Raw genomic sequence first — 26,014 nt, 5'->3', positions numbered from 1 at the left:
CCCAGCAAGCTTATTCGACAAGGGTGACGATCCTATGAACCCAGCAGGTCCGGGATCTCCTGGGTGGCGTACCACATGAGCTCGTGGGCCTCGGCGCCGTCGACCGTGAAGCGGGCGTCGTCGTCGCCGTCGTCGGCGGCGGGCAGCGCCTCGACGGCGGCCTCGATGTCGCCGACGGCGTCGTGGTCGTCGACGTGCACGGCGGCCACCTTCGCCATCGGGACGGCCGCGGCCAGGCGCACGCGGGCCCGTTCCTCCAGGTCGACGCCGGCCGAGACCGAGCCGTCGGGCACCTCGGCGGCCACCACCACCCGCCGGTGCGCGGCGGCCACGCCGTCGGCGCGGTCGGCGGCCAGCATGCGCAGCGAGGCGCGGGCCGCCTCGGTCAGCGCGACGTACTCCAGTTCCTCGGTGTCGCCCGAGGCGTACCACTCGGTCAGCGCGGGGGTCACCGCGTAACCGGTCAGGGGGGCCGGACCCAGCTCCCCCGCCTCGACCGCGCGGGCGAGGGCGGGGAGGGTGCACGGCAGATAGACGCGCATCACGAACCTTTCCGAAATCGCAAGGGCACCATCATGCCCGTCGCAGCGTGAGCCGGAGTACGGTCTCCAGCTCTGTGAGGGTCGTGTCGGCGTCGCGGTGGTGGATGCCGGTGATGCCGAGCGCGCGGGCGGCCAGGATGTTGGCCTCGATGTCGTCGATGAACACGCACTGCTCGCCGGGCAGTCCGACCTGGTCGAGGGCGTGGCGGAAGATGCGTTCCTCGGGCTTGCGCATGCCGACCTCGCCGGAGATCACGACCGCGTCGAAGAGGCCGTCCCATTCGTGGCGGGGGTAGGTGTTCGACCAGGAGTTAGACAACAAACACGTCTTAACACCATTTTTCCGTACGTCGCGGAGCATGTCGTACATGGCGTCAACCCGTTCGAAGCCCGCGAACATGCGCTCCAGCAGCCCCTCGGCCACCGGCGGCACGCCGTCCACGGTGAGCAGCCGCGCGGCCAGGTCGCGCTCGAAGGCCGGGCCGTCGAGCTCGCCGCGTTCGAGCGCGTGCACGACGTTCTGCCCTTCGCCGCCCCGGTAGGCGTGGTCCACCAGCTCGCGCATCACCGAACGGTAGTGCTCGGCGTCGATCCGGTCGGCCGCGAGCCACCGGGCGATGGAGTCGGTCAGGCTGGTCGTGAGCACGCCACCCCAGTCGATGAGCACCCCTGCGACCACGACCGCCTCCTCGCTCGAATCCGGTTCTAGGATAGAACCCCGCGAATCAGCCTTCGCGCCTACCCCGCGGCCCGCACCTTGGCGGCCAGCCTGCGGTGCTCGGACGAGCGCAGCACGCCGGCCGCCTGCTGCGCCGACGCGACGGGCGCCGCCGACAGCAGGCCCCTCTTCTGCTTGAGCCTGAGCAGCCGGACCACCGACTGGTCGAGGCGGTCCTCGGAGACGCGCCCCGACTTCACCGCCGCCAGCACCGCCTGGTACGCCTTGCCCAGGTCGTACGGCATGAGCAGCAGGTCAGCCCCGGCCAGCACGGCGCGCACCGCCACCTCGCCGTCGCCGTACTTCTTGCGCACGCCCTCCATGTTGAGCGCGTCGGTGGAGATCACGCCCTTGAAGCCGAGCTTCTGCCGCAGCAGGCCGGTCAGGATGGGCTTGGACAACGTCGCCGGGTCGCCCGACGGGTCGAGCTTGGGGAAGACGATGTGGGCGCTCATCACGGCGTCGACCCCGGCGCCGACGGCGGCCCTGAACGGCGGCGCGTCGATCCTCTCCCACTGGGCCATGGTGTGCTTGATCACCGGCAGGCCGGTGTGGCTGTCGACGGAGGTGTCGCCGTGGCCCGGGAAGTGTTTGGCCGTGGCCGCCACCTTGGCGTCGCCGAAGCCCTTGACCGCCGCCGCGACCATCTTCGCCACCGCGGCCGGGTCGTCGCCGTAGGCCCGCCTGCCGATGACCGGGTTCCGCGGGTTGACGTTGACGTCGGCGACCGGCGCGAAGTCGAGGTTGACCCCGAGCGCCCGCAGCTCCTCGCCGGTCGCCCTGGCCACGGCCCTGGAGTTCGCCGGGTCCTTCGTGGCGCCGATCTCGGCCGCGCCCGGGAAATCGGTCATCAGCGCGGACATGCGGGAGACCAGGCCGTTCTCCTGGTCGGTGCCGACCAGCAGCGGGACCTTCTTCGACGCCTCCTGCAGGCCGTTGGTGAGCTGCACGACCTGGGCGGTCGACTTGACGTTCGCCGGGAAGAGGATCACGCCGCCCAGGTGGTAGCGGGCGATCACCTTGGCCGGGGTCTGGGCGCCGTAGCGGGCCTGGTTCTCGCCGGAGACGGTGTCGGCGGCGGTGCCGTACAGGACGGGCATGAACAGCTGGCCGACCTTCTCCTCCAGCGTCATCCGCCGCAGGGCCCGCAGCACCGGGTCGGACTCGGCCTGCGGCGGGCTCTGTGGTGTCGTGCTGCCCGCGGGGGTGGCGGCGGGGGTGGCCCCGTCGTTCGCCGGGGCCGCGCTCGCCGGGGCGCCACCGCCGCCGCCGCCGCACGCGGTCAGCGCCAACACCAGGAGCCCTGCCGGGCCGATCCGTCTGAACATGCCTTCCAAGGTATCCATGCCGCGGCCCGCACGAGTCCGGCGACCCGAAAACGGCCCGTTCACACCCCCAGCGCCGCGAGCCCCGGCAGGTGGGTGCGCGCGACCGCGCGCGCGTTCGCCGCCGTGACCTGGGCCCGCGCGGTGCGCGCCGCCATCCTGCACTGCTCCAGCGTGTGCGCGGCCAGCGCCGCCCGTACGGCCCCCAGCGCCCCCGCCCCCATCGACAGCGTGGTCGCCCCCAGCCCGACCAGCACGCACGCCAGAGCCGGATCGGCGGCCGCCTCACCGCAGATGCCCACCGGCTTGCCGTGGCCGCAGGACATGGCGATCAGGTCGAGCAGCGCCGGCTGCCACGGGTCCTGGAGCCCGCTCACCGTGCCGAGCTGGCGGTCGGCGGCGAAGGCGTACTGGGCCAGGTCGTTGGTGCCGAGCGAGACGAAGTCCACCACCCCGGCCAGCTGACCGGCCCGCAGCGCCGCCGACGGGATCTCGATCATGACGCCCACCTTGGACAACCCGCGCGCCCGGCAGGCGTCGGCGAACCATCTGGCCTCCTCGGCCGTGGCCACCATGGGCGCCATCACCAGCAGCTCGGCCGGCGCGTCCTCGGCCGCCGCCGCCAGCGCGCGCAACTGCGCGTCCATCACCTCGGGGAAGCGCCTGAACAGGCGCAGCCCGCGCTCCCCCAGCGCCGGGTTCGGCTCGGCGGGGGCGGGCAGGAACCGCAGCGGCTTGTCGGCGCCCGCGTCGAGGGTGCGCACGACCACGGTGGCGCCGGGCACGGCCTCCAGCGCCGCCCGGTAGGCCCGTCGCTGCTCCTCGACGGCCGGGGCCTCGGCCCGGTCGAGGAAGAGGAACTCGGTCCGGTAGAGCCCGACGCCCTCCGCCCCGGCGGCCAGCGCCTCCGCCAGCTCGGCGGGGCCGGCGACGTTGGCCAGCAGCGGCACCGCGTGCCCGTCGGCGGTCCGGCCCGGTCCCTTGGCCGCGCCGATCGCCGCCTGCTTCGCCGCCGCCGCGTCCCGCGCCCCGGCCACGTGGTCGTCGGACGGCTCCAGGCTCACCTCGCCCGTCGTGCCGTCCACCAGGACGGGGACGCCGGCGGGGATGCCGGTCGCCCCCGGGCAGGCGACCACGGCGGGCACGCCCATCGCCCGGGCCATGATCGCGGTGTGGCTCGTGGGCCCGCCCTGCTCGGTGACGAACCCGGCCACGTCCCGCCTGGACAGCAGGGCCGTGTCGGCGGGCGCCAGGTCGGTCGCGACCAGCACGTACGGCACCTCGGGGGCGGCCGGCAGCCCCGGCATCGGGTGCGCGGTGAGCAGGGCGATCACCCGGTCCCTGATGTCGTCGAGGTCGGCGGCCCGCTCGCCCAGGTAGCCGCCGGCCCCGCTGAGCACGTCCCGGTACTTCGTGAACGCCTCGAAGACCGCCCGGGGAGCGGCCAGGCCCCGGTCGATGAGGGTCCTGACCTTCACCACCAGACCGGGGTCCTCGGCCATCAGCGCCTGGGCCTTGAGGATCTCCCCGGCCTCGCCGCCGGCCTGGTTGCCGCGGGCCTCAAGCTCTCCCGCGACCCGTGAGAGCGCGGCCGAGGCCCGCTCCTTCTCCTGCTCCGCCTCACCGGTGTAGGTGCTGCCCTCGGGGGGTTCGGGCACAGAGGCGGTCAGAACGTACGCGGGGCCGTGCCCGATTCCCGGGCTGACCCCAACCCCCCGCAGGTTCATGGCGCTCCGGCGATCGTGGCCAGTTCGTCCAGGATCTCCTCGGAGCCGTCGCCCTCCGCCGTGATCACGACGGTCTCGCCCTGCCGGACGTCGAGCGCCATGATGGCGAGGATGCTCTTGCCGTTGACCGGGGCGCCGCCGCCGCTGGCCTTGGCGACGCTGATGTCCATCGGGGCCAGCTGGGCCCGTTTCACGAACGTCGCCGCGGGACGGGCGTGCAGACCCACCTCCGCCGCGACCGTGACCTTGCGCTCACCCATGAGCCTCTCCTTCTGTACCCGGTCCAGACCAGCTGGACCCTTGCGTGAATGGCGGCCGGCCGCTCGCGGTCGGGCCGGGCGCCGGCGTGGCTGGGGGCACGCCTATTGTGACGTCTTCTGCCGGTACGACCGTGCCGCTGAGGCGTCGTACGCCGGTCTCGGGGACCGCGCCGACGCTGTCTACATCCATGTGAACAGCTCGTCCCCCACGTGCACCGCCCCCTGGACGATGCCGGTCACCGACTCCGAGAGGGCGTCCAGGGCCACGACGGGACAGACCGGGGACCGTCCGCCGGCCTCGACGACGGACGGGTCCCACGCCACCACGGGCTGCCCCGCGCTGACCCTGTCGCCCTCGGCCGCCAGCAGCTGGAACCCCTTCCCCTTGAGCTGGACCGTGTCGATGCCCAGGTGCACCAGCACGCCCCTGCCGTCGTCCCCCACGATGACGTAGGCATGCGGATGCAGTTTCATGATTTTTCCCGCTATGGGGGCTACGGCCTTGCCGGGCCCCCGCAGCGGGTCGATCGCCGTTCCCGGTCCCACCATGCCCGCGGAGAAGACCGGATCGGGCACGGCGGCCAACCCCACAGCCGCCCCCTCGACCGGGGCGAGAACAGTCGTCATGGTCTCGCCCTTAGCCGATGATGTCCTCGATGTCGCTGGCGATCGTGTCCGCCTCGGGCCCCACGACGACCTGGACCACGTTCCCCGCGGCCATCACGCCGTGCGCCCCCGCCGCCTTGAGGGCGGCCTGATCGACCTTGGACGCGTCGTGCACTTCGGTGCGCAACCGGGTGATGCAGGGCTCGATCTCGATGATGTTGTCGGCACCGCCGAGACCGGCGATGATCGCATTCACATCCGCCGCCATCCGGTCCTCCCTCGTTCCAACTCCGTGACCAGGCTAAACGAGGCGCCTCGCTCAGTCCGTCTGCGTGACCTTGTTGAGGCCGCGCGGCGAGTCGGGGTCGATGCCGAGGCGCCGGGCCAGCGCTTCGGTGAGGAGCTGGCCGGGGATGATCAGGCCCATCGGCGCCACCCATTCGGGCAGGTCGGGGCCGTTCAGCGCGGCCGTGCCGGCCTGCGCGAGCGCGTCGCCGCCGCCGATCGTGTACGCCGCCGCGCCCGCCGCCACGACCCGCTCGGCCAGGGCCACCGTGCCGGACAGCGTGGGGCTGTTCTCGGCGGCCACCAGCAGCGCCGGGGTGTCGGCGTCGACCACGGCGATCGGGCCGTGCAGCAGGTCGGCGTAGGACAGGCCCATGGCGTGCAGGTAGCAGGCCTCCTTGAGCTTGAGCGCGGTCTCCAGGGCCGTGGAGAAGGCGAGCCCGCGTCCGGACACCACCACGCCCGGCTTGTCCAGCAGCCCTTCGACGACCGCGTCCAGGTCGCCCGGCTCGGCGATCAGCTTCTCCACCGCGTCGGGCACCCGCCGCAGGTCCTCGGCGTCCACGTCGGCGCCCAGACCCAGCGCCAGCACGGCCAGCGCGGCGAGCTGGGTGGTGTAGGTCTTGGTCGCCGGGACGGCCTTCTCCTCGCCGGCCAGCGTGCACAGCGCGACGTCGGCCGCCTGGGCGAGCGGGCTGTCCTCGCCGCCGTTGGTGATGCCGACCGTCTTCGCGCCGCAGTCCTTGGCCCAGGCCAGGGTCTCGACGATCTCCTCCGTCCGGCCCGACTGGGAGATCGCGACGGCCAGCACGCCGTCGAGGTCGAGCTTGCGCCGGTAGGTCGTCGCGATGGACGGCGCGGCCAGCGCGCCCATCCGGCCCGCGTGGGACTCGACCAGGTAGCGGCCGTAGACTGCGGCGTTGTCGGAGGTTCCACGCGCGATGAACAGCAGCTGGCGAGTCTGCTCGCCCACCGCCTTCACCTCGCCCACCCTGGGGAGCAGGGCGTCGAGCGTGGCCCGCAGCGCTTCCGGCTGCTCGGCGATCTCACTGCGCATCTTGGTGGTCATCCTGAGCTCATCCCTCGATTCATACGGTGTCGGACTTGACCGTCTTTCGCGACATGTGGTCTAGTCCGGACTAGACCAGTACGAACCATAGCCCATGGCCACCAAACAAGAAATCTGCCCATAGACTGCCGCACCACCAGATCCAGATTTCTTCTTTGCCGATCGAGGGGAGGATCCGTGGCGCACATCGATCCGGATAGCCCGGTGCCCAAGTACTTCCAGCTTCGCGAGATCCTGCTGGACCTCATTGACAGCAACGAGCTCAGCATCGGCGCGGCCATCCCGTCCGAGCGGGAGCTCTGCCAGCGGTTCGGCCTGTCCAGGATGACCGTGCGGCAGGCCGTCGACCACCTGGTCTCCGAGGGCCGACTGCACCGCGTGCCGGGCAAGGGCACGTTCGTGGCCAGGCCCAAGATCGAGCTGGCGTTGCAGCTCACGTCGTTCACCGACGACATGAGGGCGCGCGGGATGATCCCGGGCTCGCGCGACCTCGACCGCCGCATCGTGCGGGCCAGCGCCCACCTGGCCAAGGAGCTGGGGATCCAGCCGGGTGAGGAAGTGCACTTCATCGAACGCCTGCGCACGGCCGACGGCGAGCCGCTGTCCATCGAACGGGCACACATCCCGGTCAAGCTCGCCCCCGATCTGGCTGATGACGATCTGTCGGACAAATCGCTGTACGAGCTGCTGGAGAGCCGCTACGGGCTGGTCATGGACGCCGGCGAGCTCACCATCGACGGCGGCATCGCCGACCCGAGCGACGCCGACCTGCTGAAGCTGCCGCGCGGCGGCGCCGTGCTGCTGCTCCAGCGCAGGTCCTTCTCCGGCGGCGTCTGCGCGGAGCTCGGCGTGTCCACCTACCGCGCTGACCGCTATCAGCTGCGGACCATCCTCGAAATGCCCGTTAGACGGGGCTAGGGCCACTCCGCCGGGCCCGGACGGCCTGCCCGGCGGACCGCCTGACTCCCACCCCCCGGAGGAACGCCCGGTGAACGAGACCACCGCCGCCGCCCGGCCTTCGCCGTTCGCACGCGTGATGAACGTGCTCCAGCGGCTGGGCCGCTCGCTGATGCTGCCCATCGCGGCCCTGCCCGCGGCCGCGCTGCTCTTCCGGTTCGGGCAGCCCGACATGCTGGGCTCCAACGGCCCGGCCCCCGGCGGCCTGGCCGACGTGCCCGGGTTCGCGTGGATGAGCCAGGTCGCCGAGGTGCTGGCCGCGGCCGGGGACGCGCTGTTCCAGAACCTGCCGCTGCTGTTCGCGGTGGGCGTGGCCATCGGCTTCGCCCGCAAGGCCGACGGCACCACCGCGCTCGCGGCCGTCGTCGGCTACCTGGTGTTCGACCGGGTGACCAAGGTGATGTTCTTCGGCTCCGACATCCGCGACACCGTGGCCATCCGCCAGGTCCAGGACCAGGGCATCAAAGAGGTCATCAACTACGGCATGCAGAACCCCACCAAGGTGCTCGGCGGCATCGTGATGGGCCTGGTCACCGCGCTGCTGTGGCAGCGCTTCCACCGCATCAAGCTGCCGCCGTGGCTGGCCTTCTTCGGCGGACGCCGGTTCGTGCCGATCATCACCTCCATCGTCGCGCTGCTCCTCGGCGTGCTGTTCGGCTGGCTCTGGCCGGTCCTCGGCGAGTGGATCCGGCACGCCGGCGAGGCCCTGGCCGCCATCGGCCCGATCGGCACCGGCATCTACGGCCTGATCAACCGCCTGCTCATCCCGCTCGGCCTGCACCACTTCGTGAACTCGGTCGTCTGGTACGTCGTGCCGCAGTGCGAGGTGGGCGGTCACGTGCTGGGCGGCGACTGGAACTGCTACTTCGGCGGCGCCCCGCACTCCGGCCAGTTCATGGCCGGCTTCTTCCCCGTCATGATGTTCGCCCTGCCGGCCGCCGCCCTGGCCATGTGGCGGGCCGCGCCCCCGCACCGCCGGGCCACGGTGGGCGGCATCATGCTCTCGGCCGGGCTGGCCTCGTTCGTCACCGGCATCACCGAGCCGATCGAGTTCGCGTTCATCTTCGTCGCGCCCGCGCTGCTGGTCGCGCACGCCGTCCTGACCGGCCTGGCGATGGCGCTCACCACGCTCATCGGCGGGCAGCTCGGCTTCGGCTTCTCCGCCGGCCTGCTCGACATGCTGCTGAACGCCAGCAAGTCCAACACCCAGAACCTGCCCGGCATCCTGCTGCTCGGCCTGATCTACGGCGTCGTGTACTACGTCGTGTTCACCTTCCTCATCCGCAGGTTCGACATCATGACGCCGGGCCGGGAACCCGAGCCCGACCTCGACTCCGGCGAGACCTAGCGGCCGTTTTCCGCCACGCCCGCCGTGGTAGGAACCTGGCATTCCCCCGCTGACGGAGCACCGAGCGGGGGTGAGGACCATGGGCGCGTCGCCCTGGTCGGCGACGTTCGCGGTGCTGCAACGTATCGGCCGCTCGCTCATGATGCCCATCGCCGTACTGCCCGCCGCCGGCCTGCTCTTCCGCTTCGGCCAGGACGACCTGCTCGGCAAGGACGGCCTCGGCGGCCTCCTGCCCTGGATGCTGCCCGTCGCCAACGTCCTGGCCGCGGCCGGCGGCGCCCTGTTCGACAACCTGCCCGTCCTGTTCGCGATCGGCGTCGCCATCGGGTTCGCGCGCAAGTCCGACGGCTCCACCGCCCTCGCCGCCCTGGTCGGCTACCTGGTGTTCGACCGCGTCAGCCGCACGCTCTTCTACGACGCGGGCCACGGCGCGGTCTACGACAAGGTCGTCGTCACCACCCCGCGGGGGCCGATGCTCGACCTGGGGGCCCAGAACCCCACCGGCGTACTCGGCGGCATCGTCATCGGCATCACCGCGGCGCTGCTCTGGCAGCGCTTCTACCGGCTGAAGCCGCCCCCGTGGCTGGCCTTCTTCGGCGGACGCCGCTCGGTCCCGATCATCACCGCCGTCGCCGCCCTGCTGCTCGGCGTCGTGTTCGGGCTGGTCTGGCGGCCGGTGGGCGACTGGCTGTCCGGCGTCGGCGACTGGCTCTCGGCCCACGGCACCGTGGGCACCGGCATCTACGGCGTGGCCAACCGCCTGCTGATCCCCGTCGGCCTGCACCACTTCCTCAACACCATCGTCTGGTTCACCCTGCCCGAGTGCCGCGCCGGCGTGAACGGCGCCACCCGGGACGCCGCCGGCGACCTGAACTGCTACTTCGCCGGCGAGCAGGGCGCCGGCATCTTCATGACCGGCTTCTTCCCCGTCATGATGTTCGGGCTGCTCGGGGCCGCCATCGCCATGTGGCGGGCGGCCCCGCCGGAACGCCGCAAGTCCGTGGGCGGCATCATGTTGTCGGCCGGGCTGACGGCATTCATCACCGGCATAACCGAGCCCCTGGAATTCGCCTTCATTTTCGTCGCGCCGGTGCTTTTCGTGGTGCACGCCCTGCTGACCGGGCTGTCGATGGCCCTGATGGCGGAATTGGGCGCGCGGCTCGGCTTCACCTTCTCCGGCGGCGCCATTGACATGCTGCTGAACGCCAGCAAATCGAACACCCACCGGCTCGGGCTGATCATCGGCTTCGGGCTGCTGTATTTCGTTCTCTATTATCTGATCTTCGCGTTCCTGATCCGCCGCCTGAACATCCCCACCCCCGGCCACGAACCCCCCGCCCCGCCGGCCCCCTAGGTGCCCCCGCGCCAACGACGAAGCCCCCGCCCTCCTGCTCGCGCAGGGGGACGGGGGCCCGTTCAGGCTCGCCTCAGCGGGTCAGACGGCGTTCTTCGGGTCGCCGTGGCAGCGCTTGTACTTCTTGCCCGACCCGCAGGGGCAGGGCGCGTTGCGCTCGACGTTCCCGTACGCGGCCCGCTCGGCCGACGTGGTGCGCACCCGCGTGTGCTCGACGTCGCCCTGCTCGCCCGGGGCGGAGTACTCAAGCTCGGCCGGGCGCTGCGGCGCGCGCAGGGCGGTGGAGATGATCGACCGCGTCTCGGTGACCGCGGCGTCCTCCTCCTCGACGATCGGGTTCTCCTGCACCTCGACCTCAAGGTTGAACAGGAAGCCGACGGAGTCCTCCTTGATGCCCTCCAGCATCGCGGAGAACATCTCGAAGCCCTCGCGCTGGTACTCGATCTGCGGGTCCTTCTGCGCGTAGGCCCGCATGCCGATGCCCTCGCGCAGGTAGTCCATCTCGTAGAGGTGCTCGCGCCACTTGCGGTCGAGCACCGACAGGATGACCTGACGCTCGAAGTTGCGCGTGGCCTCCGCCCCGAGCTGCTCCTCGCGCCTGGCGTACGCCTCCAGGGCGTCGGCCTTGATCTTCTCGGAGATGAACTCGGCGGTCAGCTCCTCGCGGCTGCCGGCCTCCTCGACGAGGTTGTCGATGGTGACCGTGACCGGGTAGAGCTCGCCGAACGCCTTCCACAGCCGGTCAAGGTCCCACTCCTCGGCGAAGCCCTCGGAGGTGGCGCCGGCGACGTAGCCGTCGATCACGTCGCCGATGAAGCCGCGCACCTGGTCGTGCAGGTCGGCGCCCTCCAGCACGCGGCGGCGCTCGGAGTAGATCACCTTGCGCTGCCGGTTCATGACCTCGTCGTACTTCAGAACTTCCTTGCGGATCTCGAAGTTCTGCTGCTCGACCTGGTGCTGGGCGGAGGCGATGGCCTTGGAGACGATGCCCGACTCGATCGGCTGGTCGTCGGGGATGCTCAGCCTGTTCATGATCAGCTCGACCCTGGCCGCGTTGAACAGGCGCATGAGGTCGTCGCCGAGTGAGAGGTAGAAGCGCGACTCGCCGGGGTCGCCCTGACGACCGGAACGGCCGCGGAGCTGGTTGTCGATGCGGCGCGACTCGTGCCGCTCGGTGCCGAGGACGTAGAGGCCGCCGAGCTGGGTGACCTCGTCGTGCTCGGCCTTGACGGCCGCCCTGGCCTTCTCCAGCGCCTCGGGGTAGGCCTTCTCGTACTCCTCCGGCGTCTCGACCGGGTCGAGGCCGCGCTGGCGCAGTTCGAGGTCGGCGCGGAACTCGGAGTTGCCGCCGAGCATGATGTCGGTGCCTCGACCGGCCATGTTCGTGGCGACGGTGACGGCGCCCTTGCGGCCCGCCTCGGCGATGATCGACGCCTCACGCGCGTGGTTCTTCGCGTTGAGCACCTCGTGCGGCACGCCACGCCGCTTGAGCGCCTTGGACAGCCGCTCGGACTTCTCCACCGACGTGGTGCCCACGAGGACCGGCTGACCGGCCTCGTAACGCTCCTTGATGTCCTCGACGACCGCGTTGAACTTGGCGTCCTCGGTCTTGTAGACGACGTCCGGCTGGTCCTTGCGGACCATCGGCCGGTTGGTCGGGATCGGGACGACGCCCAGCTTGTACGTCTGGTGGAACTCGTTGGCCTCGGTGGCGGCCGTGCCGGTCATGCCGGACAGCTTGGCGTAGAGGCGGAAGTAGTTCTGGAGGGTGACCGTGGCGAGAGTCTGGTTCTCGTCCTTGATCTTCACACCTTCCTTGGCCTCGATGGCCTGGTGCATGCCCTCGTTGTAGCGCCGGCCGTGCAGCACGCGGCCGGTGAACTCGTCGACGATGAGCACCTCGCCGTCGGCGACGATGTAGTCCTTGTCCTTCTTGAACAGCTCTTTCGCCTTGAGCGCGTTGTTCAGGAAGCCGACCAGGTGGGTGTGCTCGGGCTTGTAGAGGTTGTCGATGCCGAGCCAGTCCTCGACCTTCTCGACGCCGGCCTCCAGGATGCCGACCGTGCGCTTCTTCTCGTCGACGATGTAGTCGCCGGTGCTCTCCTCGCCCGGGTTCTTCGCCTCGACGCCCTTGCGCAGCCGCGGAACGATCTTGGCGAACTCGCTGTACCACTTGCCCGACTGCTCGCCGGGGCCGGAGATGATCAGCGGCGTGCGGGCCTCGTCGATGAGGATCGAGTCGACCTCGTCGACGACCGCGAAGTTGTGGCCGCGCTGGACGCACTCCTCCAGCGACCACGCCATGTTGTCGCGCAGGTAGTCGAAGCCGAACTCGTTGTTGGTGCCGTACGTGATGTCGGCCTCGTACTGCTTGCGACGCTCGTCGGGCGCCTGCCCGGACACGATGCAGCCGACCTCCAGCCCGAGGAAGCGGTGCACGCGGCCCATGGTCTCGGCGTCGCGCTTGGCCAGGTAGTCGTTGACCGTGACCACGTGGACGCCCTTGCCGGACAGGGCGTTGAGATAGGCGGGCAACGTACAGGTCAGGGTCTTGCCCTCACCGGTGCGCATCTCGGAGATGTTGCCCAGGTGCAGGTTAGCGCCGCCCATGATCTGCACGTCGAAGTGCCGCTGGCCGAGCACGCGGCGAGCCGCCTCGCGGACGGTCGCGAACGCCTCGGGAAGCAGGTCGTCGAGGCTCTCGCCGTCGGCGTAACGCTGCTTGAACTCGTCGGTCAGCGCGCGCAACTCCGCGTCGGACAGGCTCGTGAAGTCGTCCTCGATGGAGTTGACCTGATCGGCGATCCGCTTGAGCTTGCGCAGAGTCTTGCCTTCGCCGGCACGTAGGATCTTGTCGAGAATGGCTGCCACTTTATGTAAAGCTCCTCGCAGGTCTACCCCGGCGGCGCCGCCAGGAGGAGAGGCCGAGACAAACTTCCCCGGTTGCCATCGTAGGCGGTTCCGCAACCAGACACAGCCACCGTGACGACGAGGGCGCCGGACACGTCTGGGAGAATGGGGCCAAGGCAGAGGGTATGCCGGTTGAGCGCCGGTTCGCACCAATAGCGGGATATCCGGCAAAGGAAGGATTTAGTCATGGTTGAGGGGAAGAAGTCCGAGCACACGGAGAATCTCGGCAACCACGGCGGGCGCGCCTCCTCGTGGCTGGCCGTGACTGTCATGGTGGTGGGCACCATCGTGGCCGGCTTCGGGCTGACGGCCGACAACTGGACGCTGGTCTGGGTCGGCGCCGGCGTGTTCGTCGTCGGCGGCATCCTCGCCCTCGTCTTCGACATCTTCACGGACGTGGTGATCGACGCGCCCCGCGTCGGCATGCGCGCCGAAGACCACCGCTGACGCACCCGGCACACGGCGGGCCCCGACGGACCGGGCGCCCGCCGTTCCCATGCCCGGCCACTCCTGGACTCTTTCTTCTCGGCATCCAATTCCCCAACCCCGGTACATCGGCGTGTCGCCCCCGCCCCTTGCACGGCGCGTCTTTCCCGGCCCGCCCTTCCGGTCCAGGGCGTGCCCGGGGGTGGGCCGATTCTGTCGGTGGGCGCCGCTAAATTCCTCCCATGGATAGCCCTACCGTCCCCCAAAGCCTCCCGGGGTTCGCCGCATGACGAACGTGACCGACCTGACCGCCGACGAGGCGCGCCGGGTCATCCTGCGTGCCCAGGGGCTCATCGGCGCCGACGCGCGCAAGGGCGGGGTGCGCGGCATGCTCCGCCGGCTCGGCGCCGTACAGCTCGACACGATCTCCGTCCTGGCCCGCTCCCACGAGCTGGTCGCCTACGCGCGCCTGGGCGCGGTGGGCAGGCCCACGGTCGAGCGCGCCTACTGGCACGATCCCGCCCAGAGCTTCGAGTACTGGTGTCACGCCGCCTGCATCCTGCCCATCGAGCACTGGCCGCTCTACGCCTTCCGGCGCCGCGCCTACCGCGACCGGCGCTACCGCTGGCACGAGGTGCCCGACAGCGTCGACAAGCTGCTGCAGCAGGTGCGCGACTCGGGCCCGCTCACGACGTCCGACGTCGGCGGCGCCAAGAACGGCGGCCCGTGGTGGGACTGGTCCGACTCCAAGATCGGGCTGGAGTGGCTGCTCGACATCGGTGAGATCACCTGCGTGCGCCGCGTCGGCTGGCGCCGCGTCTACGACCTCACCGAGCGCGTGGTGCCCGCCGACCTGCTGGCCGACGACCTGCCCGACGAGGAGTGCGTCGTCCTGCTGGCCGCCATCGCGGGCCGGTCGCTCGGGGTGGCCAACCGTACCGACCTGCTCGACTTCCTGCGGCTCAAGGGCAAGTACGCGGCCATGCTCGACCAGGCCCTGCTCAGCGGCGCCGCCGGGCTGGTGCCGGTCAAGGTGGCGGGCTGGCCGGCCAAGAAGGGCCAGGCCAACGCGTGGGCCGATCCGCAGGCGCTGGAGTCCGAGCCGCGCGGCCGCCATCGCACGACGCTGCTGTCGCCGTTCGACTCCCTGATCTGGCACCGCGGCCGCACCGAGCGCGTCTTCGGCTTCAAGTACCAGCTTGAGCTCTACGTGCCCAAGGAGAAGCGCGTCCACGGCTACTTCACGATGCCGGTGCTGGCCGGGGGCCGCCTGATCGGCCGGGTCGACCCGGCTCGTGAGGGCACCACCCTGGTCGCCCGTCAGGTCCACCTGGAGCCCGGCCTGTCCCCGGCCAAGTGGGCCGACGCCTTCCGCGACGCCCTGTGGTCGGCCGCCGACTGGGTGGGCTGCGACGCCGTCCGCGTCGAACGCACCGACCCTCCGGAGCTCGCCCACCTCCTGACCGCGCCCCGGCCGTAGCTCATCGGCGGGCCGGCGCCACGGCCGCGCCCGCCACGGCCGGAGAAGGGGAACAGCGAACAAGGGACGGCGATCGCACCGGCTCACCGTCCCGGGAGGACAGATCCGGGGGCGCGGCCGGCGGCCTTCGCACGGGCCCGCGCCAGGGTCAGGTGATCTCCAGCATGCGTTCGCGTACCGCGTAGACCACCGCTTCCATCCGCGAGTGCAGCTGAAGCTTGTCGAGGATGTTGCGGACGTGGTTCTTCACCGTGTTCTCGGAGATGAACAGCTGCTTGGCGATCTCGCGGTTGTTCATGCCCTTGGCGACCAGGCGCAGGACCTCCATCTCGCGGTCGGTCAGCCGGGGCACGGGGAGCTGCGGCGGGCGTTCGGCCTCCTTGCGGCTCATGTTCGCGAACTCGCTGATGAGCTTGGCGGCCATCGCCGGGTTGATTAAGGACTGGCCCTCGTGCACGCCCCGCACCGCGGCGGGCACGTCGTTGATCTGCACGTCCTTCAGCAGGTATCCGGTGGCGCCGGCCTTGATGGCCTCGAAGAGGTCCTCCTCCTCGTCGCTCACCGTCAGCATGATGATGCGGGTGCTCGGGACGGACGCCCTGATGCTCTTGGTCGCCTCGATCCCGTCCTGCCGGGGCATGCGCACGTCCATCAGCGCGACGTCGGGCATGAGGCGATCGGCCAGTTCGACCGCCTCCTGCCCGTCGCTCGCCTCACCGACCACCTCGATGTCGGGCTCCGCGGCCAGCGTCAACGCCAGGCTTCGCCGGATCAGCTCGTGATCGTCAACGATCAGCACGCGGATCGGCTCGCTGTCTGCCGTGCGGACCTCGCCGGACTCGGTCACGAGCCCTCCTCGGTCCGGCTTGCGCCTGCCTTGCTCACGGGGAACCTGCTCATCGGACGGCCGCTCCGCTGTCACGCCCGGTCGGGGCCGTAGCGGCGGTCCGCATGGCGGTTGTCCCGTCAGTACCCTCGCTTCGCTCGCTCATCTGAACCTGACTGAGCTCGCTCACGTCTCCTCCTCGTCGGGGGGCCAGAGCCGTCGGACCGCCATGATGGCACGTATGGCACGGTCCTCGGGTGGTCGAGAAGATCTTCCGGTGTGCGATCAGGGCTCTACGAGCCGCAACACGCCGTAGTTGTACCCGCGCCGGTTGTAGACCACGCTCGGCAGGCCGCTCTCCTTGTCACGGAACAGGTAGAAGTCGTGCCCGACCAGTTCCATCTCGAGCATGGCCTGGTCGATGGTCATGGGTTCCGCTCTGTGGAACTTCTCCCGCACGACGAGCGGGCCGTCGCCGTCCATCTCGATCGGGACGATGTCGTCGTCGAGCTTGTCCTCCTGCACCGGCAGGTCCTCGTAGGACTCGGCCGGCTCGGGGACGGGCTTGGTTCCCCGGGACGGCGGGCCGGCGACGTCAGGGAGCGTCGCGGTGAGCTCCGCCACCGAGGGCGGGCAGTGGTTGCCGTGATGGACCTTGCGCCGGTCGGCCAGCCGGCGGAGGCGGCCTTCCAGCTTGTCGAGGGCTAGATCGAGGGCTACGAACCGGTCGTCGGCCGAGGCTTCGGCGCGGATGGCCGGGCCTTTCGAATGGATGGTGAGTTCGACGCGCTCGCGCTGGTCGGCGAGGCGAGGGTTGCGTTCTTTGGACACCTCCACATCGACTCGGATGAGTTTGTTGTCCAGACGTTCGATCCTGGCCAGCTTGGTCGTCACCTGGTCTCGGAACCGGTCACTCACTCCTGTGTGCCGACCCTTGACGATGATGTCCATGCAACAGCCCCCCTTCGTCTAACGACTGAGCAAGAGCGCCCGACGATGTGCGTACCGGACGGGGTTTCCTGTCCGCCTCTCTGTCACCGCTACCCTCTTCCGCCACGACGTCACCGGGTTCTCGGGTGGCACCCGTCCGGCCGACCTGGTCTTCGACCCCACATTCGCCTGCTGAGGATTTCGCAGCTCTGTTGCCACTACTGCCCTTCTCTTCTGGCGAGGGACATCTGGACCCTCGGGAAGGCAGGACTTACCCCTAAGCCGCACCGTGATCGGTCGACAAAGAGTCGCCTTACGTGGACCGTTTTGCCTGCGGCTGGCCTCGGCTAGCAGAGCCGGGGACACCGACTCTGCGCAACCACGGACCCGGACGGGTGCCATGTCAGAACGCTATCCGCATCCTGGGCGAATGTCAGCCGGACGCTCGGCCAAAGGATCACTTTCCGTGATTTTCCCGGAGTTCCGGACGTCCGGATGACCCCGGTGCCGGCGGTCGCCAACCCCTGCGGCCACGCGGCTTCCGGACGCCTGAGCTGTGCCACCTCTTGTTCCCGGGAAGAGACATCCTCTCTTCAAGACGTCCCCAAGAATTGGATCTTTCTTTACCGACAGTGATGCAGAGCAGTTTCAAGATCTTCGGCGTGTCGCGGCGACCGTGGCCGCCAACGGCACCCGCAGACCGGCGGCGCGCAGTGCTCGCGCGGCTTCGGTGAGCGAGGCGCCGGTGGTCAGGACGTCGTCCAGCAGCACCGCAGACGGCGCTGGAGGGCCTTTCGCGCGCCCGGCCACACAGAGGGACCCGGCGAGGTTCGCGGCGCGCTGCGTGGAACTCAGGCCCGCCTGGTCGGCCACCCGCCGGGCCTGCCGCAGCGCCGCCCACGGCTCGGCCCGCACGCCGGACGCGACCAGATGACGGGCGACGAGCACCGCCACCCGGCCCATGGGATCGTGCCCACGGACCCGCAGCGCCCTCCTCGCGCTCGGCACCGGCACGACGGCGAACGGCCCTCGCGCCCACCCGGCCCCGGTCCCGGTCGCCGCGCCCAGCGCCGTGAGCACGGTGAACGCCAGCACCTGCGCCAGCACGCCGGCCAGCCCCACCGCCCCCCGCTCCTTGTACGCCAGGATCGCCGCGCGGGCCGCGCCCTCGTACGACGTGGCCGACCAGCACTCGGGCAGGCCGGGCGGGCCCGGCTCAGGCCCGCGCCTGGCGGGCAGGACCGCCATCCCGGCCGCGCACCCGGCGCAACACCGCGCCCCGGCACGCCCGCAGCCCACGCAGGACTGCGGCAGAAACACATCAAGCACCCCCGCCAACACGCCCCCAGCATGCCCCTCACCACCGACAGTTCCCGCGGCTCCGGGAACGCGCCTCCAGCTCAGCAGGGAGGCGGCCCGGGGGGACGGGCCCCTCGCGGTCCGGGCGGAGGACCACTCCAGGCACCACCGAACCCAGGTGAAAGGCGGTTCTAGGGAGGGGCCCCTCGCGGTTCGGGCGGAGGACCACTCCAGGCACGACCGAACCCGGGTGGAAGGCGGTCCGGGGACGGGTTCAGCCCAGGGGGAAGAAGGGGTTCTTGGCGTTGGGTTCGATCTTGCTGGTCCAGCCCTGGCGGTCCTGGTTGAGCTCGATGATCTTGGGGCCCTTCTCGGTGCTCGCCTCCGCGAGCACCCGCCCGTTCAGCGCCGTCACCCCCGCCAGCCGGTCCTTCAGCGGGATCCCGATGGTCTCGCCGTCGCCGATGTCGATCTCGTTCAGGATCTGCCCGGCCTTGCTCTTGATGAGGACCAGCAGGTGCTCGTCGTCCTCCCAGGCGATGTCCTCGATCTCGTACTCGACCTCCGTCGAGGTCAGCGTCTGGAGGTTGCCCAGCATGGGCCCGTTGAGCCCCTCGCTCAGCGCCCCGAGCTGCACGGTGTTCTTGCCGGTGCGCAGGGCCACCCGCACGCCGTCCCTGGCGATCCGGAACGCGGTGACGTCGAGGCCGTCGAGCCCGGGGGCGGAGACGCGCTCGGGGCCGCGCCCGCCGTTGGGGTCGTACCGCAGGACCACCTTGTTGTGCTGGTCGAACGTCCAGAGGGAGCCGTCGCGGCGCCAGGTGGGATCGGTGAGGTCGGCGCCCTCGACGACCTGCTGCCAGCGGCCCTCGGGGGTCAGCCCGGCGATCGAGATGCCGGTGGAGGTGCGCGCCGCGACGATCGCGCCGGTCTGCTGCGTGGACAGTGCGAACGCCTTGAAGTCGGTGTTCCCCTCCCCCGCCGGCCCGGACACGGCGACGCCCGGGCCCTCGTTGCTCATGACGTGCACGGACCCCTTGCTGGTGTAGTACGGCGTGTTGCCGCCGTTGTCCAGCCAGTGGGCCTCCAGGTTGGGCGGCTCGGTCCAGTACTGCTCGCCGTCGACCTGCACCTCGATGGTGCGGCTGTTGGCGACCTTGTTGGTGGTCAGGCTGTACTTGAGCTGCGCCACCAGGGCGGCCTTCTCGCCCAGGTCGAGCGGCAGGAGCGGGCCCGAGAAGTTGATCAGGACGCGGTCTTCGCCGGTGCCGACCGACTCGACCCGCGTGCCCTCGGGGAACACGGTGCCCACGGCGCCGCGCAGCGCGCCGCTCGGCCCCTTGAGCAGCCGCTTGACGATGGTCTGGGCGAAGGTCTCGGTCGGCTTGAGCCGCAGGCACACCCGGTCGACGACCAGGCGCTCGCGGGCGCTGTTGAGGTAGTACAGGTTGGTCAGCCGGTACGCCCGCGCCACGTCGGACTTGGTGAGCAGCAGCCCGTCCGGCAGGTCGTCGACCCGGTAGGCGCCCCGGGCGTCCTTCTTCAGCACGAACAGCCGCTCGGGCGCGTTCCCCGACAGCGGCACGTACGCGTCGTCGGGGTCGATGCGGGCGACCTGCTTGCCCTTGAGCCCGTACGTCTCCGCCTCGTCGCCCTCCCCCGGGGGCTCCACCTGGTACACGTCCTCGATCACCGTCACCGGCCCGGACGCCTTCCACTTGGCCTGGGCCTTGGGCGTCAGGTACCTGGCCAGCACGGTGGGGTCGTCGGGGTAGGCCGCCATGGCCGCCTGGAGCCCCTGGATGAGCCGCTCGGGGTCCCAGTCGTCGCGCGGCGGGACGGCGATCATGCGCTGGAACGGCTTGTTCAGCGGGTCGCCGCCCCCGGTGTCGCTCACCGTGTACGGCCCGCTCACCGGGATCACGGTGCACCCGGAGCCCGCGCAGGCCACGGCCGCGGCGAGGGCGACCGCGGCGCCCACCCGTCTAGTCCTCCTCATGGCCGCCTCCGTCCCCCGAGGCCGGGAGCAGCACCGGCGTCATGTGGCTGCGCCAGGTGCGCCGCATCTCGATCTCGGGCGGCACCAGCGACAGCGGCGAGCCCTTCAGGTCGGCCCCCGCCAGCCTGGGCAGCGTGAGGCGGAACTGCGAGCCCTCGCCCGGCTGCCCCCACGCCTGGAGCCAGCCGCCGTGCAGCGTGGCGTCCTCGCGGGAGATGGCCAGGCCGAGCCCGGTGCCGCCGATGGTCCTGGCCCTGGACGGGTCGGCCCGCCAGAACCGGTCGAAGACCATCGTCTCCTCGCCCGGCTTGAGCCCGATCCCGTGGTCGCGCACGGCGACGGCGACGGCGTCCCGGTCGGCCCCCACGGTCACCACGATCTCCCTGCCCTCGCCGTGCTCGATGGCGTTGAACAGCAGGTTGCGCAGGATGCGCTCGACGCGGCGGTTGTCGACCTCCACCATGCACGGCTCGTGCGGCAGGCGGATGTCGAAGCGGGTGGAGTGGCGCTCGGCCAGCGCCTCTGAGTCGGCGATGGCCCGGTGGACGACGTCGCGCATGTCCACGGAGTCGACGTCGAGCGTGGCGGCGCCGGCGTCGTAGCGGCTGATCTCCAGCAGGTCGGCCAGCATCGACTCGAACCGTTCGAGCTGGGCCTGCATCAGCTCGGCCGAGCGGGCGGCCATGGGGTCGAAGTCCTCGCGGGCGTCGTACAGCAGGTCGGCGGCCATGCGGACGGTGGTCAGCGGCGTGCGCAGCTCGTGGGAGACGTCGGAGACGAACTGGCGCTGGACCTGCGACAGCTCCTCAAGCTGGTGGATCTTGAGCGCCAGGTTGGCGGCCATCTCGTTGAACGAGTTCGCCAGGCGGGCCAGGTCGTCCTCGCCGCGCACCTTGAGACGTTCGTCCAGTTTGCCGGCGGCCAGGCGCTCGGCGGCCTGGCGGGCCAGCCGCACGGGCGTGACGACCTGCCGCGCGACCAGGTACGCGATGGCGGCCAGCAGCAGCACCAGCCCGAGCCCCACCACGACGATGGCCAGCCGGACGTTGGACAGCAGCTCCTCTTCCTCGCTGAACGGGAAGAAGTGGTAGACCTGGTAGTCATCGCCGGTCATGGGCTCGTGCACGACGCCGCCGACCACGAACGTCAGCGTGGCCTGGCTCTGCCCGGCGAACCTGATCGACTCGATCTGGGCCTCGGTCTTGCCGTACTCGGCCCGGTTCATGTACCTCTGCAGGCGCTGCCGGAGCGAGGCGGGCACGTCGTCCTGCACCACCCGGCCCGAGGCCCGCGACATGCCGGGCACGGCCTCGTTGAGTATGAGCACGTCGTAGCGCTTCTTGGAGCCGTCCTCGCCCGACCCGGTGACGGTGTCCATGACCTCGTCGAGCGGGTTGACCTTCTGGTCGGTGTCGGGGGCCTTGGCGCCGTCGTCGGAGGGCGGGATCAGCGCGTCGGCGATCTGCAGCCGGTCGGCGTACGCCTCGTTGAGCGACGACTGCTGGCTGCTCGCGACCACGGACCGGTTGATCTCGTCGGACAGGAACGTGCCGAGGACGACCACGACGGTCACGGAGATCACCAGTGTGCTGGTGACCACCTGGAGCTGGAGCGAGCGCCGCCACACGCTGCGCACCCGGCCCGCCGCACGGCGCACCCTCCGGCGGACGCCGCCGAGAATCTGGCGGATCGTCCGTCGGCGGGCTTTCCTGGTCGGGGGCATGGCGGGGCGGGGCGAAGGCTAGGCGGGGCCGGCTTTGTAGCCCACGCCGCGGACCGTCACGACGATCTCGGGGTGCTCGGGGTCCTTCTCGATCTTGGCGCGGAGTCGCTGCACGTGCACGTTCACCAGCCGGGTGTCGGCGGCGTGCCGGTAGCCCCAGACCTGCTCCAGCAGGACCTCGCGGGTGAAGACCTGGCGCGGCTTGCGGGCCAGGGCGACGAGCAGGTCGAACTCCAGCGGCGTGAGGTTGATCGTCTCCTCGCCGCGCTTGACCGAGTGGCCGGCCACGTCGATGGTGATGTCGCCGATCTGCAGGATCTCGGGCGTCGGCTCGTCGGTGCGGCGCAGCCGCGCCCGCACCCGCGCCACGAGCTCCTTGGGCTTGAACGGCTTGACGATGTAGTCGTCGGCGCCGGACTCCAGCCCGAGCACGACGTCGATCGTGTCGCTCTTGGCGGTGAGCATCACGATCGGCACCCCCGACTCCGCCCTGATCCTGCGCGCCACGTCGATGCCGTCGGCGCCCGGCAGCATCAGGTCGAGCAGGACAAGGTCCGGGCGTGTATCCCGGAACGCGTCGAGCGCCTTGTCGCCGTCGGAGACGAAGGACGGCTCGAAGCCTTCTCCGCGCAACACGATGCCGAGCATCTCGGCGAGAGCGGCGTCGTCGTCGACGACCAGCACGCGACCTTTCATGGCCCCTCATTCGTTCTACGCATTGTGGGACATACCCGCACGATCGCTGAAGGTTACCCTTGGTCGGCCCATGTGTGGGACATGAGCCCTGCGAAAGGCGAATTTTAGGTTCCCCCGGCAACCACAAACCCAGTCTGCGGTAACGGAGCGACTTTCGGCCATCCCCGGCTGCCTTCCTTGCCCCGTTTCGCCGATAAATGAGGGCAAGATGAGCCGGCGAATCACCTCGGTGACACCAGCCACCCGCCCAGCGTGCCAGGATTGGGATATGTCAGACGGTCACGGACGCACGCCCGAGACGCCCCCAGGCTGGTCTGCCGAACAGCCCCCGCCCTACAGCGCCCCGCAGGCTTCACCGTGGACCGCGCCGGGATCGCCCACGCAGACGCCGTACGGCCAACCGTACGAGCCGCAGGGCGAAGCCCCCCAGCCGCCGCCCTACGGCCCGCCGGGGCCTCAGCCACCCTACCCCCAGCCGGGCCACCCGCAGTCCGGCCATCCGCAGCCGGGGTACCCCCAGCCCGGATACCAACAGCCGGGACACCAGCAGCCCGGATACCAGCAAGCCGGATACCAGCAGGGCGGCTACCAGCAGCCCGGCTACGGCTACATGCCGCCGCCCGCGCTGCGGCCCGGCATCATCCCGCTGCGGCCGCTGGGGCTCGGCGACATCCTCGACGGCACGATCAAGCTGATCAGGTCCAACCCCAAGGCCGTGCTCGGCCTGTCCGCCGTCGCCGCCCTGCTCGGCGCGGTGCCGCTGGCCGTGGGACAGGCGGTCATGCTCGGCTCGATGGGCGACGTCCTCGACGACCCGCAGGCCGCCTCCGCCGGTCTCGACAGCTTCTACGGCATCGTCGCCCAGTACGGCGGCATGCTGGTCTCGTACGCGATCCAGTTCGTCGTGGTCACGGTGCTGACCGGCGTGCTGACGCGCATCCTCGGCCGGGCCGTCTTCGGCGGCAACATCACCGCGGCCGAGGCCTGGCACCTCAGCAAGGGCCGGCTCCCGGCGCTGTTCGGTGTCGTCGGGCTGATGGCCGCCATGATGGTCGTGCCCCTGATCGTCCTCACGGCGGTCGTGGTGGCGCTGGCGATGAACGTCTCCTCCTCCGAGGGCGTCGGGCTGACCATCGGCGTGATGGGGCTGTTCGTCCTGCTGTTCATCCCGTACTACCTGTTCATCACCACGCGCTTCGCGTTCGCCGCGCCCGCCGTGGTGCTGGAGGGCAGGGGCCCGATCGACGCGATGCGGCGCTCGTGGCACCTGGTGACCGGCGACTTCTGGCGGGTGCTCGGCATCCTGCTGCTGACGTCGCTGCTGGTCGGCCTGGTGTCGGGGGTGCTGTCGGTGCCGTTCTCGTTCGGCGGGACGCTGATCGGCATGCTCGGCGGCGGCTCGCCGGGCTCGGCCGTGATCGCGGCGGTGTTCATCGCCGCCGGCGCCACGCTGAGCTCGATGTTCGCCTATCCCTTCCAGGCAGGCGTCTCCGGCCTGCTCTACGCCGACCGGCGCATGCGCGGCGAGGCGTTCGACCTCGTGCTGCAGACGGCGGCGATCGAGCAGCAGCGCCAGGGTTGGGTGCACGCCTCGGCCGACGATCTCTGGCACCCGTCCAACTCAGCCAGGTCGTGAGCCCGGTCGGCCGGGAGGAGGCGGCGCGCAAGGCGGCCGAGGAGCTCCTCAAGCCCGGATACGAGAAGGAATCCCTGTTCGACCAGCTCTACCGGCGTTTCGTCCAGTTCATCGGCGACCTGACCGACGCCGTGACGGGCGGCGGCCCGGCCGGCGGGATCATCGCCGCGGTCGTGATCACGCTCATCATCCTGGGCGTGATCCTGCTGGTCGGCTGGCGGCTGCGCAGGACCGCCCGGCGGAACGCCATGGCCGCCGGCGGCCTCTACGGCGAGCGCGTGCTCAACGCCGCCGAGCACCGCAGGGCCGCCGAACGCCTGGCCGCCGAGGGCGACTGGACGCAGGCCATCCGCGAACGCCTCCGCGCCATCGCCCGCGACCTGGAGGAACGCGCGCTGGTGGACGGCATGCCGGGCCGCACGGCCGACGAGCTGGCCGCCGAGGCGGGCAGGGCGCTGCCCGGCTTCGCCGCCGAGCTGGCCGCCGCCGCGCGCTCGTTCGACGACGTCAGCTACGGCGGCGTGCCCGGCACGCAGGCCGCGTACCAGGCGATGAGCGACCTGGACGAGCGGCTGCGCCAGGCGCGGCCCGTCCCGCTCGCCGTGGGAGGCGGGCCGTCGTGAGCGTCTGGAACTCGGAGCCGGCCGCGGCCGGCAGCGCGCCGAGCGCGAACACCACCCCGGTCACCACCCCGGTGGCCACCCCGGTCGCCACCCCGGTCACCGGCTCCGCGCCGGGGGCCGCCGGGCCCTCCGCCGCCACCTCCCCCACCGCCCGCTCCACCTGGCGGGCGAGCCGCGTGATCGTCGTACTGGGCCTGGTCGTCGTCCTGGTCGCGGTGGCCGCGGTGCTGCTCGGCCCGCAGCGGGGCCCCTCGCGCTTCCTCGACCCCGCCGACACCTCGCTCGCCGGGTCGAAGGCGCTGGCGGAGCTGCTGCGGGCGCGGGGCGTCCAGGTCGACCGGGTCGACTCGGTCGAGGCAGCCGCCGCCAAGGCCGCCGGCGGCGGCCGGCTGCTGCTGGTCACCGACCTGACCTACCTCGACGAGCACCGGCTCGCCGAGATCCCCGGCGACCGGCTGATCGTCGGCGACCTGCCCGGCCTCGGCGTGCTGGCCCCCGGCACGAGCACCGAGCGCGAGCCGTCGCGGGTGCGCTCCCGCGAGCCCGGGTGCGCACTGCCCGCCGCCACGCGGGCCGGCAGCGCGCACGTCGGCGGCCTGGTGCTGAACGGCCCGCCCGGCGCCGCCTCCTGCTACCCCGCGGGCGACGGCTACTCCCTGGTCAGCTACCGCACCGGCGACGGCGCCACCACCACGGTCGTCGGCGACGGCGCGTTCATGACCAACCTGCGCCTGCCCGAGGACGGCAACGCGGCCCTCGCACTCAACCTCGTCGGCACCGGCAGGCCCGTCACCTGGCTGGTCCGCCCGGACAATCCGCCCCCGCTCGACCTGCCCGGCTCCGAGGGCAAGTCGATGTACGAGCTGATGCCTCCGAGCGTGCCCTGGGCGATCCTGATGACCTGCCTGACCGTGGCGCTCGTCGCGTTCTGGCGGGGGCGCCGCCTCGGGCCGGTGGTCACCGAGAAACTGCCCGTCGTCGTGCGGGCCGCCGAGACGGTCGAGGGCCGCGGCAGGCTCTACCGCGCCAGGAGGGCCAGGCAGCGGGCCGCCGACTCGCTGCGCGCCGGCACGGTCGACCGGCTCACGCCCCGCCTGGGCCTGGCCCAGGGCGCCGGGCCGCACGAGCTGGTCGCGGCCCTGGCGGCGCGGATCGCCGACGACCCGCAGGTGGTCGGCGCCGCACTGTACGGCCCGCCGCCGGCCGACGACGCCGGGCTCGTCGCGCTGGCCGGGTACTTGGACTCCATCGAAAGGCAGGTCAGTGAACTCTGAG

The 26,014-nt window shown here is 71.0% G+C and carries 23 protein-coding genes; 8 read left to right on the top strand and 15 right to left on the bottom strand.

Features of this window, described 5'->3' with window-relative positions; all coding sequences use genetic code 11:
- Nucleotides 1–32: 32 nt before the first annotated feature.
- From ACWEJ6_RS03375 to ACWEJ6_RS03340, 8 genes are all read right to left on the bottom strand, one after another.
- Nucleotides 33–542 (bottom strand): DUF6912 family protein, encoded by a 510-nt coding sequence (locus tag ACWEJ6_RS03375; protein WP_357990569.1) that lies wholly within the window; start codon nt 540–542, stop codon nt 33–35.
- 31 nt (nt 543–573) lie between these two features.
- Entirely contained in the window at nt 574–1,221 is a 648-nt protein-coding gene (locus tag ACWEJ6_RS03370; RefSeq protein ID WP_357970302.1) for an HAD family hydrolase, read from the bottom strand.
- Nucleotides 1,222–1,280: 59 nt separating this feature from the next.
- On the bottom strand, nt 1,281–2,588 hold the full coding sequence (gene nagZ / locus ACWEJ6_RS03365; protein WP_452420902.1) for a beta-N-acetylhexosaminidase: 1,308 nt from the start codon (nt 2,586–2,588) through the stop codon (nt 1,281–1,283).
- 59 nt (nt 2,589–2,647) lie between these two features.
- Nucleotides 2,648–4,312 (bottom strand): phosphoenolpyruvate--protein phosphotransferase, encoded by a 1,665-nt coding sequence (gene ptsP, locus ACWEJ6_RS03360; protein WP_452420900.1) that lies wholly within the window; start codon nt 4,310–4,312, stop codon nt 2,648–2,650.
- Complete coding sequence (locus ACWEJ6_RS03355) at nt 4,309–4,572, bottom strand: HPr family phosphocarrier protein (protein WP_352321677.1); 264 nt, start codon at nt 4,570–4,572, stop codon at nt 4,309–4,311. Before ACWEJ6_RS03355 ends, ptsP begins: the two co-directional genes overlap by 4 nt.
- 180 nt (nt 4,573–4,752) lie before the next feature.
- Nucleotides 4,753–5,199, bottom strand: a complete 447-nt coding sequence (locus ACWEJ6_RS03350) for a PTS sugar transporter subunit IIA (protein WP_357970292.1) — start codon at nt 5,197–5,199, stop codon at nt 4,753–4,755.
- Between the two features lie 10 nt (nt 5,200–5,209).
- On the bottom strand, nt 5,210–5,446 hold the full coding sequence (locus tag ACWEJ6_RS03345) for a PTS glucose/sucrose transporter subunit IIB (protein ID WP_352349299.1): 237 nt from the start codon (nt 5,444–5,446) through the stop codon (nt 5,210–5,212).
- Between the two features lie 51 nt (nt 5,447–5,497).
- Nucleotides 5,498–6,532: an SIS domain-containing protein gene (locus ACWEJ6_RS03340; protein ID WP_352321673.1), complete on the bottom strand. Its 1,035-nt coding sequence runs from the start codon at nt 6,530–6,532 to the stop codon at nt 5,498–5,500.
- A gap of 177 nt (nt 6,533–6,709) precedes the next feature.
- On the opposite strand from ACWEJ6_RS03340, the gene ACWEJ6_RS03335 reads away from it, so the two are divergent.
- From ACWEJ6_RS03335 to ACWEJ6_RS03325, 3 genes are all read left to right on the top strand, one after another.
- Nucleotides 6,710–7,450: a GntR family transcriptional regulator gene (locus ACWEJ6_RS03335; protein WP_352349295.1), complete on the top strand. Its 741-nt coding sequence runs from the start codon at nt 6,710–6,712 to the stop codon at nt 7,448–7,450.
- Between the two features lie 70 nt (nt 7,451–7,520).
- Entirely contained in the window at nt 7,521–8,837 is a 1,317-nt protein-coding gene (locus ACWEJ6_RS03330; protein WP_358282778.1) for a PTS transporter subunit EIIC, read from the top strand.
- A 79-nt stretch (nt 8,838–8,916) separates the two neighbouring features.
- Nucleotides 8,917–10,191: a PTS transporter subunit EIIC gene (locus ACWEJ6_RS03325; protein WP_452420896.1), complete on the top strand. Its 1,275-nt coding sequence runs from the start codon at nt 8,917–8,919 to the stop codon at nt 10,189–10,191.
- A gap of 81 nt (nt 10,192–10,272) precedes the next feature.
- Here the strand turns inward: ACWEJ6_RS03325 and secA are convergent, their stop codons facing one another.
- On the bottom strand, nt 10,273–13,062 hold the full coding sequence (secA, locus tag ACWEJ6_RS03320; protein ID WP_387668771.1) for a preprotein translocase subunit SecA: 2,790 nt from the start codon (nt 13,060–13,062) through the stop codon (nt 10,273–10,275).
- Nucleotides 13,063–13,287: 225 nt separating this feature from the next.
- Here secA and ACWEJ6_RS03315 point away from each other — a divergent pair, with 225 nt between their 5' ends.
- Both ACWEJ6_RS03315 and ACWEJ6_RS03310 read left to right on the top strand, forming a co-directional pair.
- Nucleotides 13,288–13,548, top strand: coding sequence for an HGxxPAAW family protein (locus ACWEJ6_RS03315; RefSeq protein WP_357970282.1), 261 nt, complete (start codon nt 13,288–13,290; stop codon nt 13,546–13,548).
- A 265-nt stretch (nt 13,549–13,813) separates the two neighbouring features.
- Nucleotides 13,814–15,007, top strand: coding sequence for a winged helix-turn-helix domain-containing protein (locus ACWEJ6_RS03310; RefSeq protein WP_364325729.1), 1,194 nt, complete (start codon nt 13,814–13,816; stop codon nt 15,005–15,007).
- Between the two features lie 148 nt (nt 15,008–15,155).
- Here ACWEJ6_RS03310 and ACWEJ6_RS03305 read toward each other — a convergent pair whose 3' ends face one another.
- From ACWEJ6_RS03305 to mtrA, 6 genes are all read right to left on the bottom strand, one after another.
- Nucleotides 15,156–15,854 carry a response regulator transcription factor gene (locus ACWEJ6_RS03305; protein ID WP_352326269.1) on the bottom strand — a complete coding sequence of 233 codons (699 nt, stop codon included), beginning with the start codon at nt 15,852–15,854 and terminating at the stop codon, nt 15,156–15,158.
- Nucleotides 15,855–16,118: 264 nt separating this feature from the next.
- The gene (gene hpf / locus ACWEJ6_RS03300; protein WP_387668776.1) at nt 16,119–16,784 is read right to left on the bottom strand and encodes a ribosome hibernation-promoting factor, HPF/YfiA family; all 666 of its coding nucleotides are present in this window, start codon (nt 16,782–16,784) and stop codon (nt 16,119–16,121) included.
- Nucleotides 16,785–17,411: 627 nt separating this feature from the next.
- Nucleotides 17,412–18,011, bottom strand: coding sequence for a ComF family protein (locus ACWEJ6_RS03295; protein WP_452420892.1), 600 nt, complete (start codon nt 18,009–18,011; stop codon nt 17,412–17,414).
- Nucleotides 18,012–18,336: 325 nt separating this feature from the next.
- Nucleotides 18,337–20,061 carry an LpqB family beta-propeller domain-containing protein gene (locus tag ACWEJ6_RS03290; protein WP_387668782.1) on the bottom strand — a complete coding sequence of 575 codons (1,725 nt, stop codon included), beginning with the start codon at nt 20,059–20,061 and terminating at the stop codon, nt 18,337–18,339.
- Nucleotides 20,048–21,784, bottom strand: a complete 1,737-nt coding sequence (gene mtrB, locus ACWEJ6_RS03285) for an MtrAB system histidine kinase MtrB (protein ID WP_452420890.1) — start codon at nt 21,782–21,784, stop codon at nt 20,048–20,050. The genes ACWEJ6_RS03290 and mtrB overlap by 14 nt, the downstream gene beginning before the upstream one ends.
- Before the next feature lie 18 nt (nt 21,785–21,802).
- Complete coding sequence (gene mtrA / locus ACWEJ6_RS03280; protein WP_043620615.1) at nt 21,803–22,480, bottom strand: MtrAB system response regulator MtrA; 678 nt, start codon at nt 22,478–22,480, stop codon at nt 21,803–21,805.
- Between the two features lie 268 nt (nt 22,481–22,748).
- Between mtrA and ACWEJ6_RS03275 the strand changes: the two genes are divergently transcribed.
- Genes ACWEJ6_RS03275 through ACWEJ6_RS03265 form a run of 3 tightly spaced genes read left to right on the top strand, consistent with a single transcriptional unit; the run spans nt 22,749 to nt 26,013 of the window.
- Nucleotides 22,749–24,116 (top strand): glycerophosphoryl diester phosphodiesterase membrane domain-containing protein, encoded by a 1,368-nt coding sequence (locus ACWEJ6_RS03275; protein ID WP_452420888.1) that lies wholly within the window; start codon nt 22,749–22,751, stop codon nt 24,114–24,116.
- On the top strand, nt 24,113–24,739 hold the full coding sequence (locus tag ACWEJ6_RS03270; protein ID WP_452420886.1) for a DUF4129 domain-containing protein: 627 nt from the start codon (nt 24,113–24,115) through the stop codon (nt 24,737–24,739). Before ACWEJ6_RS03275 ends, ACWEJ6_RS03270 begins: the two co-directional genes overlap by 4 nt.
- Nucleotides 24,736–26,013, top strand: coding sequence for a DUF4350 domain-containing protein (locus ACWEJ6_RS03265; RefSeq protein ID WP_452420885.1), 1,278 nt, complete (start codon nt 24,736–24,738; stop codon nt 26,011–26,013). Before ACWEJ6_RS03270 ends, ACWEJ6_RS03265 begins: the two co-directional genes overlap by 4 nt.
- Nucleotide 26,014: the final 1 nt, after the last annotated feature.

The sequence above is a fragment of the Nonomuraea sp. NPDC004702 genome, from assembly GCF_053601695.1.
Note: the sequence above shows the minus strand (reverse complement) of the source record. Positions and strands in the feature narration are given on the sequence as shown.

Coding starts and splice junctions, on each gene's coding strand:
- ACWEJ6_RS03375 (WP_357990569.1), bottom strand. CDS start 542: ATGCGCGTCTATCTGCCGTGCACCCTCCCCGCCCTCGCCCGCGCGGTC.
- nagZ (WP_452420902.1), bottom strand. CDS start 2,588: ATGTTCAGACGGATCGGCCCGGCAGGGCTCCTGGTGTTGGCGCTGACC.
- ptsP (WP_452420900.1), bottom strand. CDS start 4,312: ATGAACCTGCGGGGGGTTGGGGTCAGCCCGGGAATCGGGCACGGCCCC.
- ACWEJ6_RS03355 (WP_352321677.1), bottom strand. CDS start 4,572: ATGGGTGAGCGCAAGGTCACGGTCGCGGCGGAGGTGGGTCTGCACGCC.
- ACWEJ6_RS03350 (WP_357970292.1), bottom strand. CDS start 5,199: ATGACGACTGTTCTCGCCCCGGTCGAGGGGGCGGCTGTGGGGTTGGCC.
- ACWEJ6_RS03345 (WP_352349299.1), bottom strand. CDS start 5,446: ATGGCGGCGGATGTGAATGCGATCATCGCCGGTCTCGGCGGTGCCGAC.
- ACWEJ6_RS03340 (WP_352321673.1), bottom strand. CDS start 6,532: ATGACCACCAAGATGCGCAGTGAGATCGCCGAGCAGCCGGAAGCGCTG.
- ACWEJ6_RS03325 (WP_452420896.1), top strand. CDS start 8,917: ATGGGCGCGTCGCCCTGGTCGGCGACGTTCGCGGTGCTGCAACGTATC.
- ACWEJ6_RS03315 (WP_357970282.1), top strand. CDS start 13,288: ATGGTTGAGGGGAAGAAGTCCGAGCACACGGAGAATCTCGGCAACCAC.
- ACWEJ6_RS03310 (WP_364325729.1), top strand. CDS start 13,814: ATGACGAACGTGACCGACCTGACCGCCGACGAGGCGCGCCGGGTCATC.
- hpf (WP_387668776.1), bottom strand. CDS start 16,784: ATGGACATCATCGTCAAGGGTCGGCACACAGGAGTGAGTGACCGGTTC.
- ACWEJ6_RS03295 (WP_452420892.1), bottom strand. CDS start 18,011: ATGGCGGTCCTGCCCGCCAGGCGCGGGCCTGAGCCGGGCCCGCCCGGC.
- ACWEJ6_RS03290 (WP_387668782.1), bottom strand. CDS start 20,061: ATGAGGAGGACTAGACGGGTGGGCGCCGCGGTCGCCCTCGCCGCGGCC.
- mtrB (WP_452420890.1), bottom strand. CDS start 21,784: ATGCCCCCGACCAGGAAAGCCCGCCGACGGACGATCCGCCAGATTCTC.
- mtrA (WP_043620615.1), bottom strand. CDS start 22,480: ATGAAAGGTCGCGTGCTGGTCGTCGACGACGACGCCGCTCTCGCCGAG.
- ACWEJ6_RS03275 (WP_452420888.1), top strand. CDS start 22,749: ATGTCAGACGGTCACGGACGCACGCCCGAGACGCCCCCAGGCTGGTCT.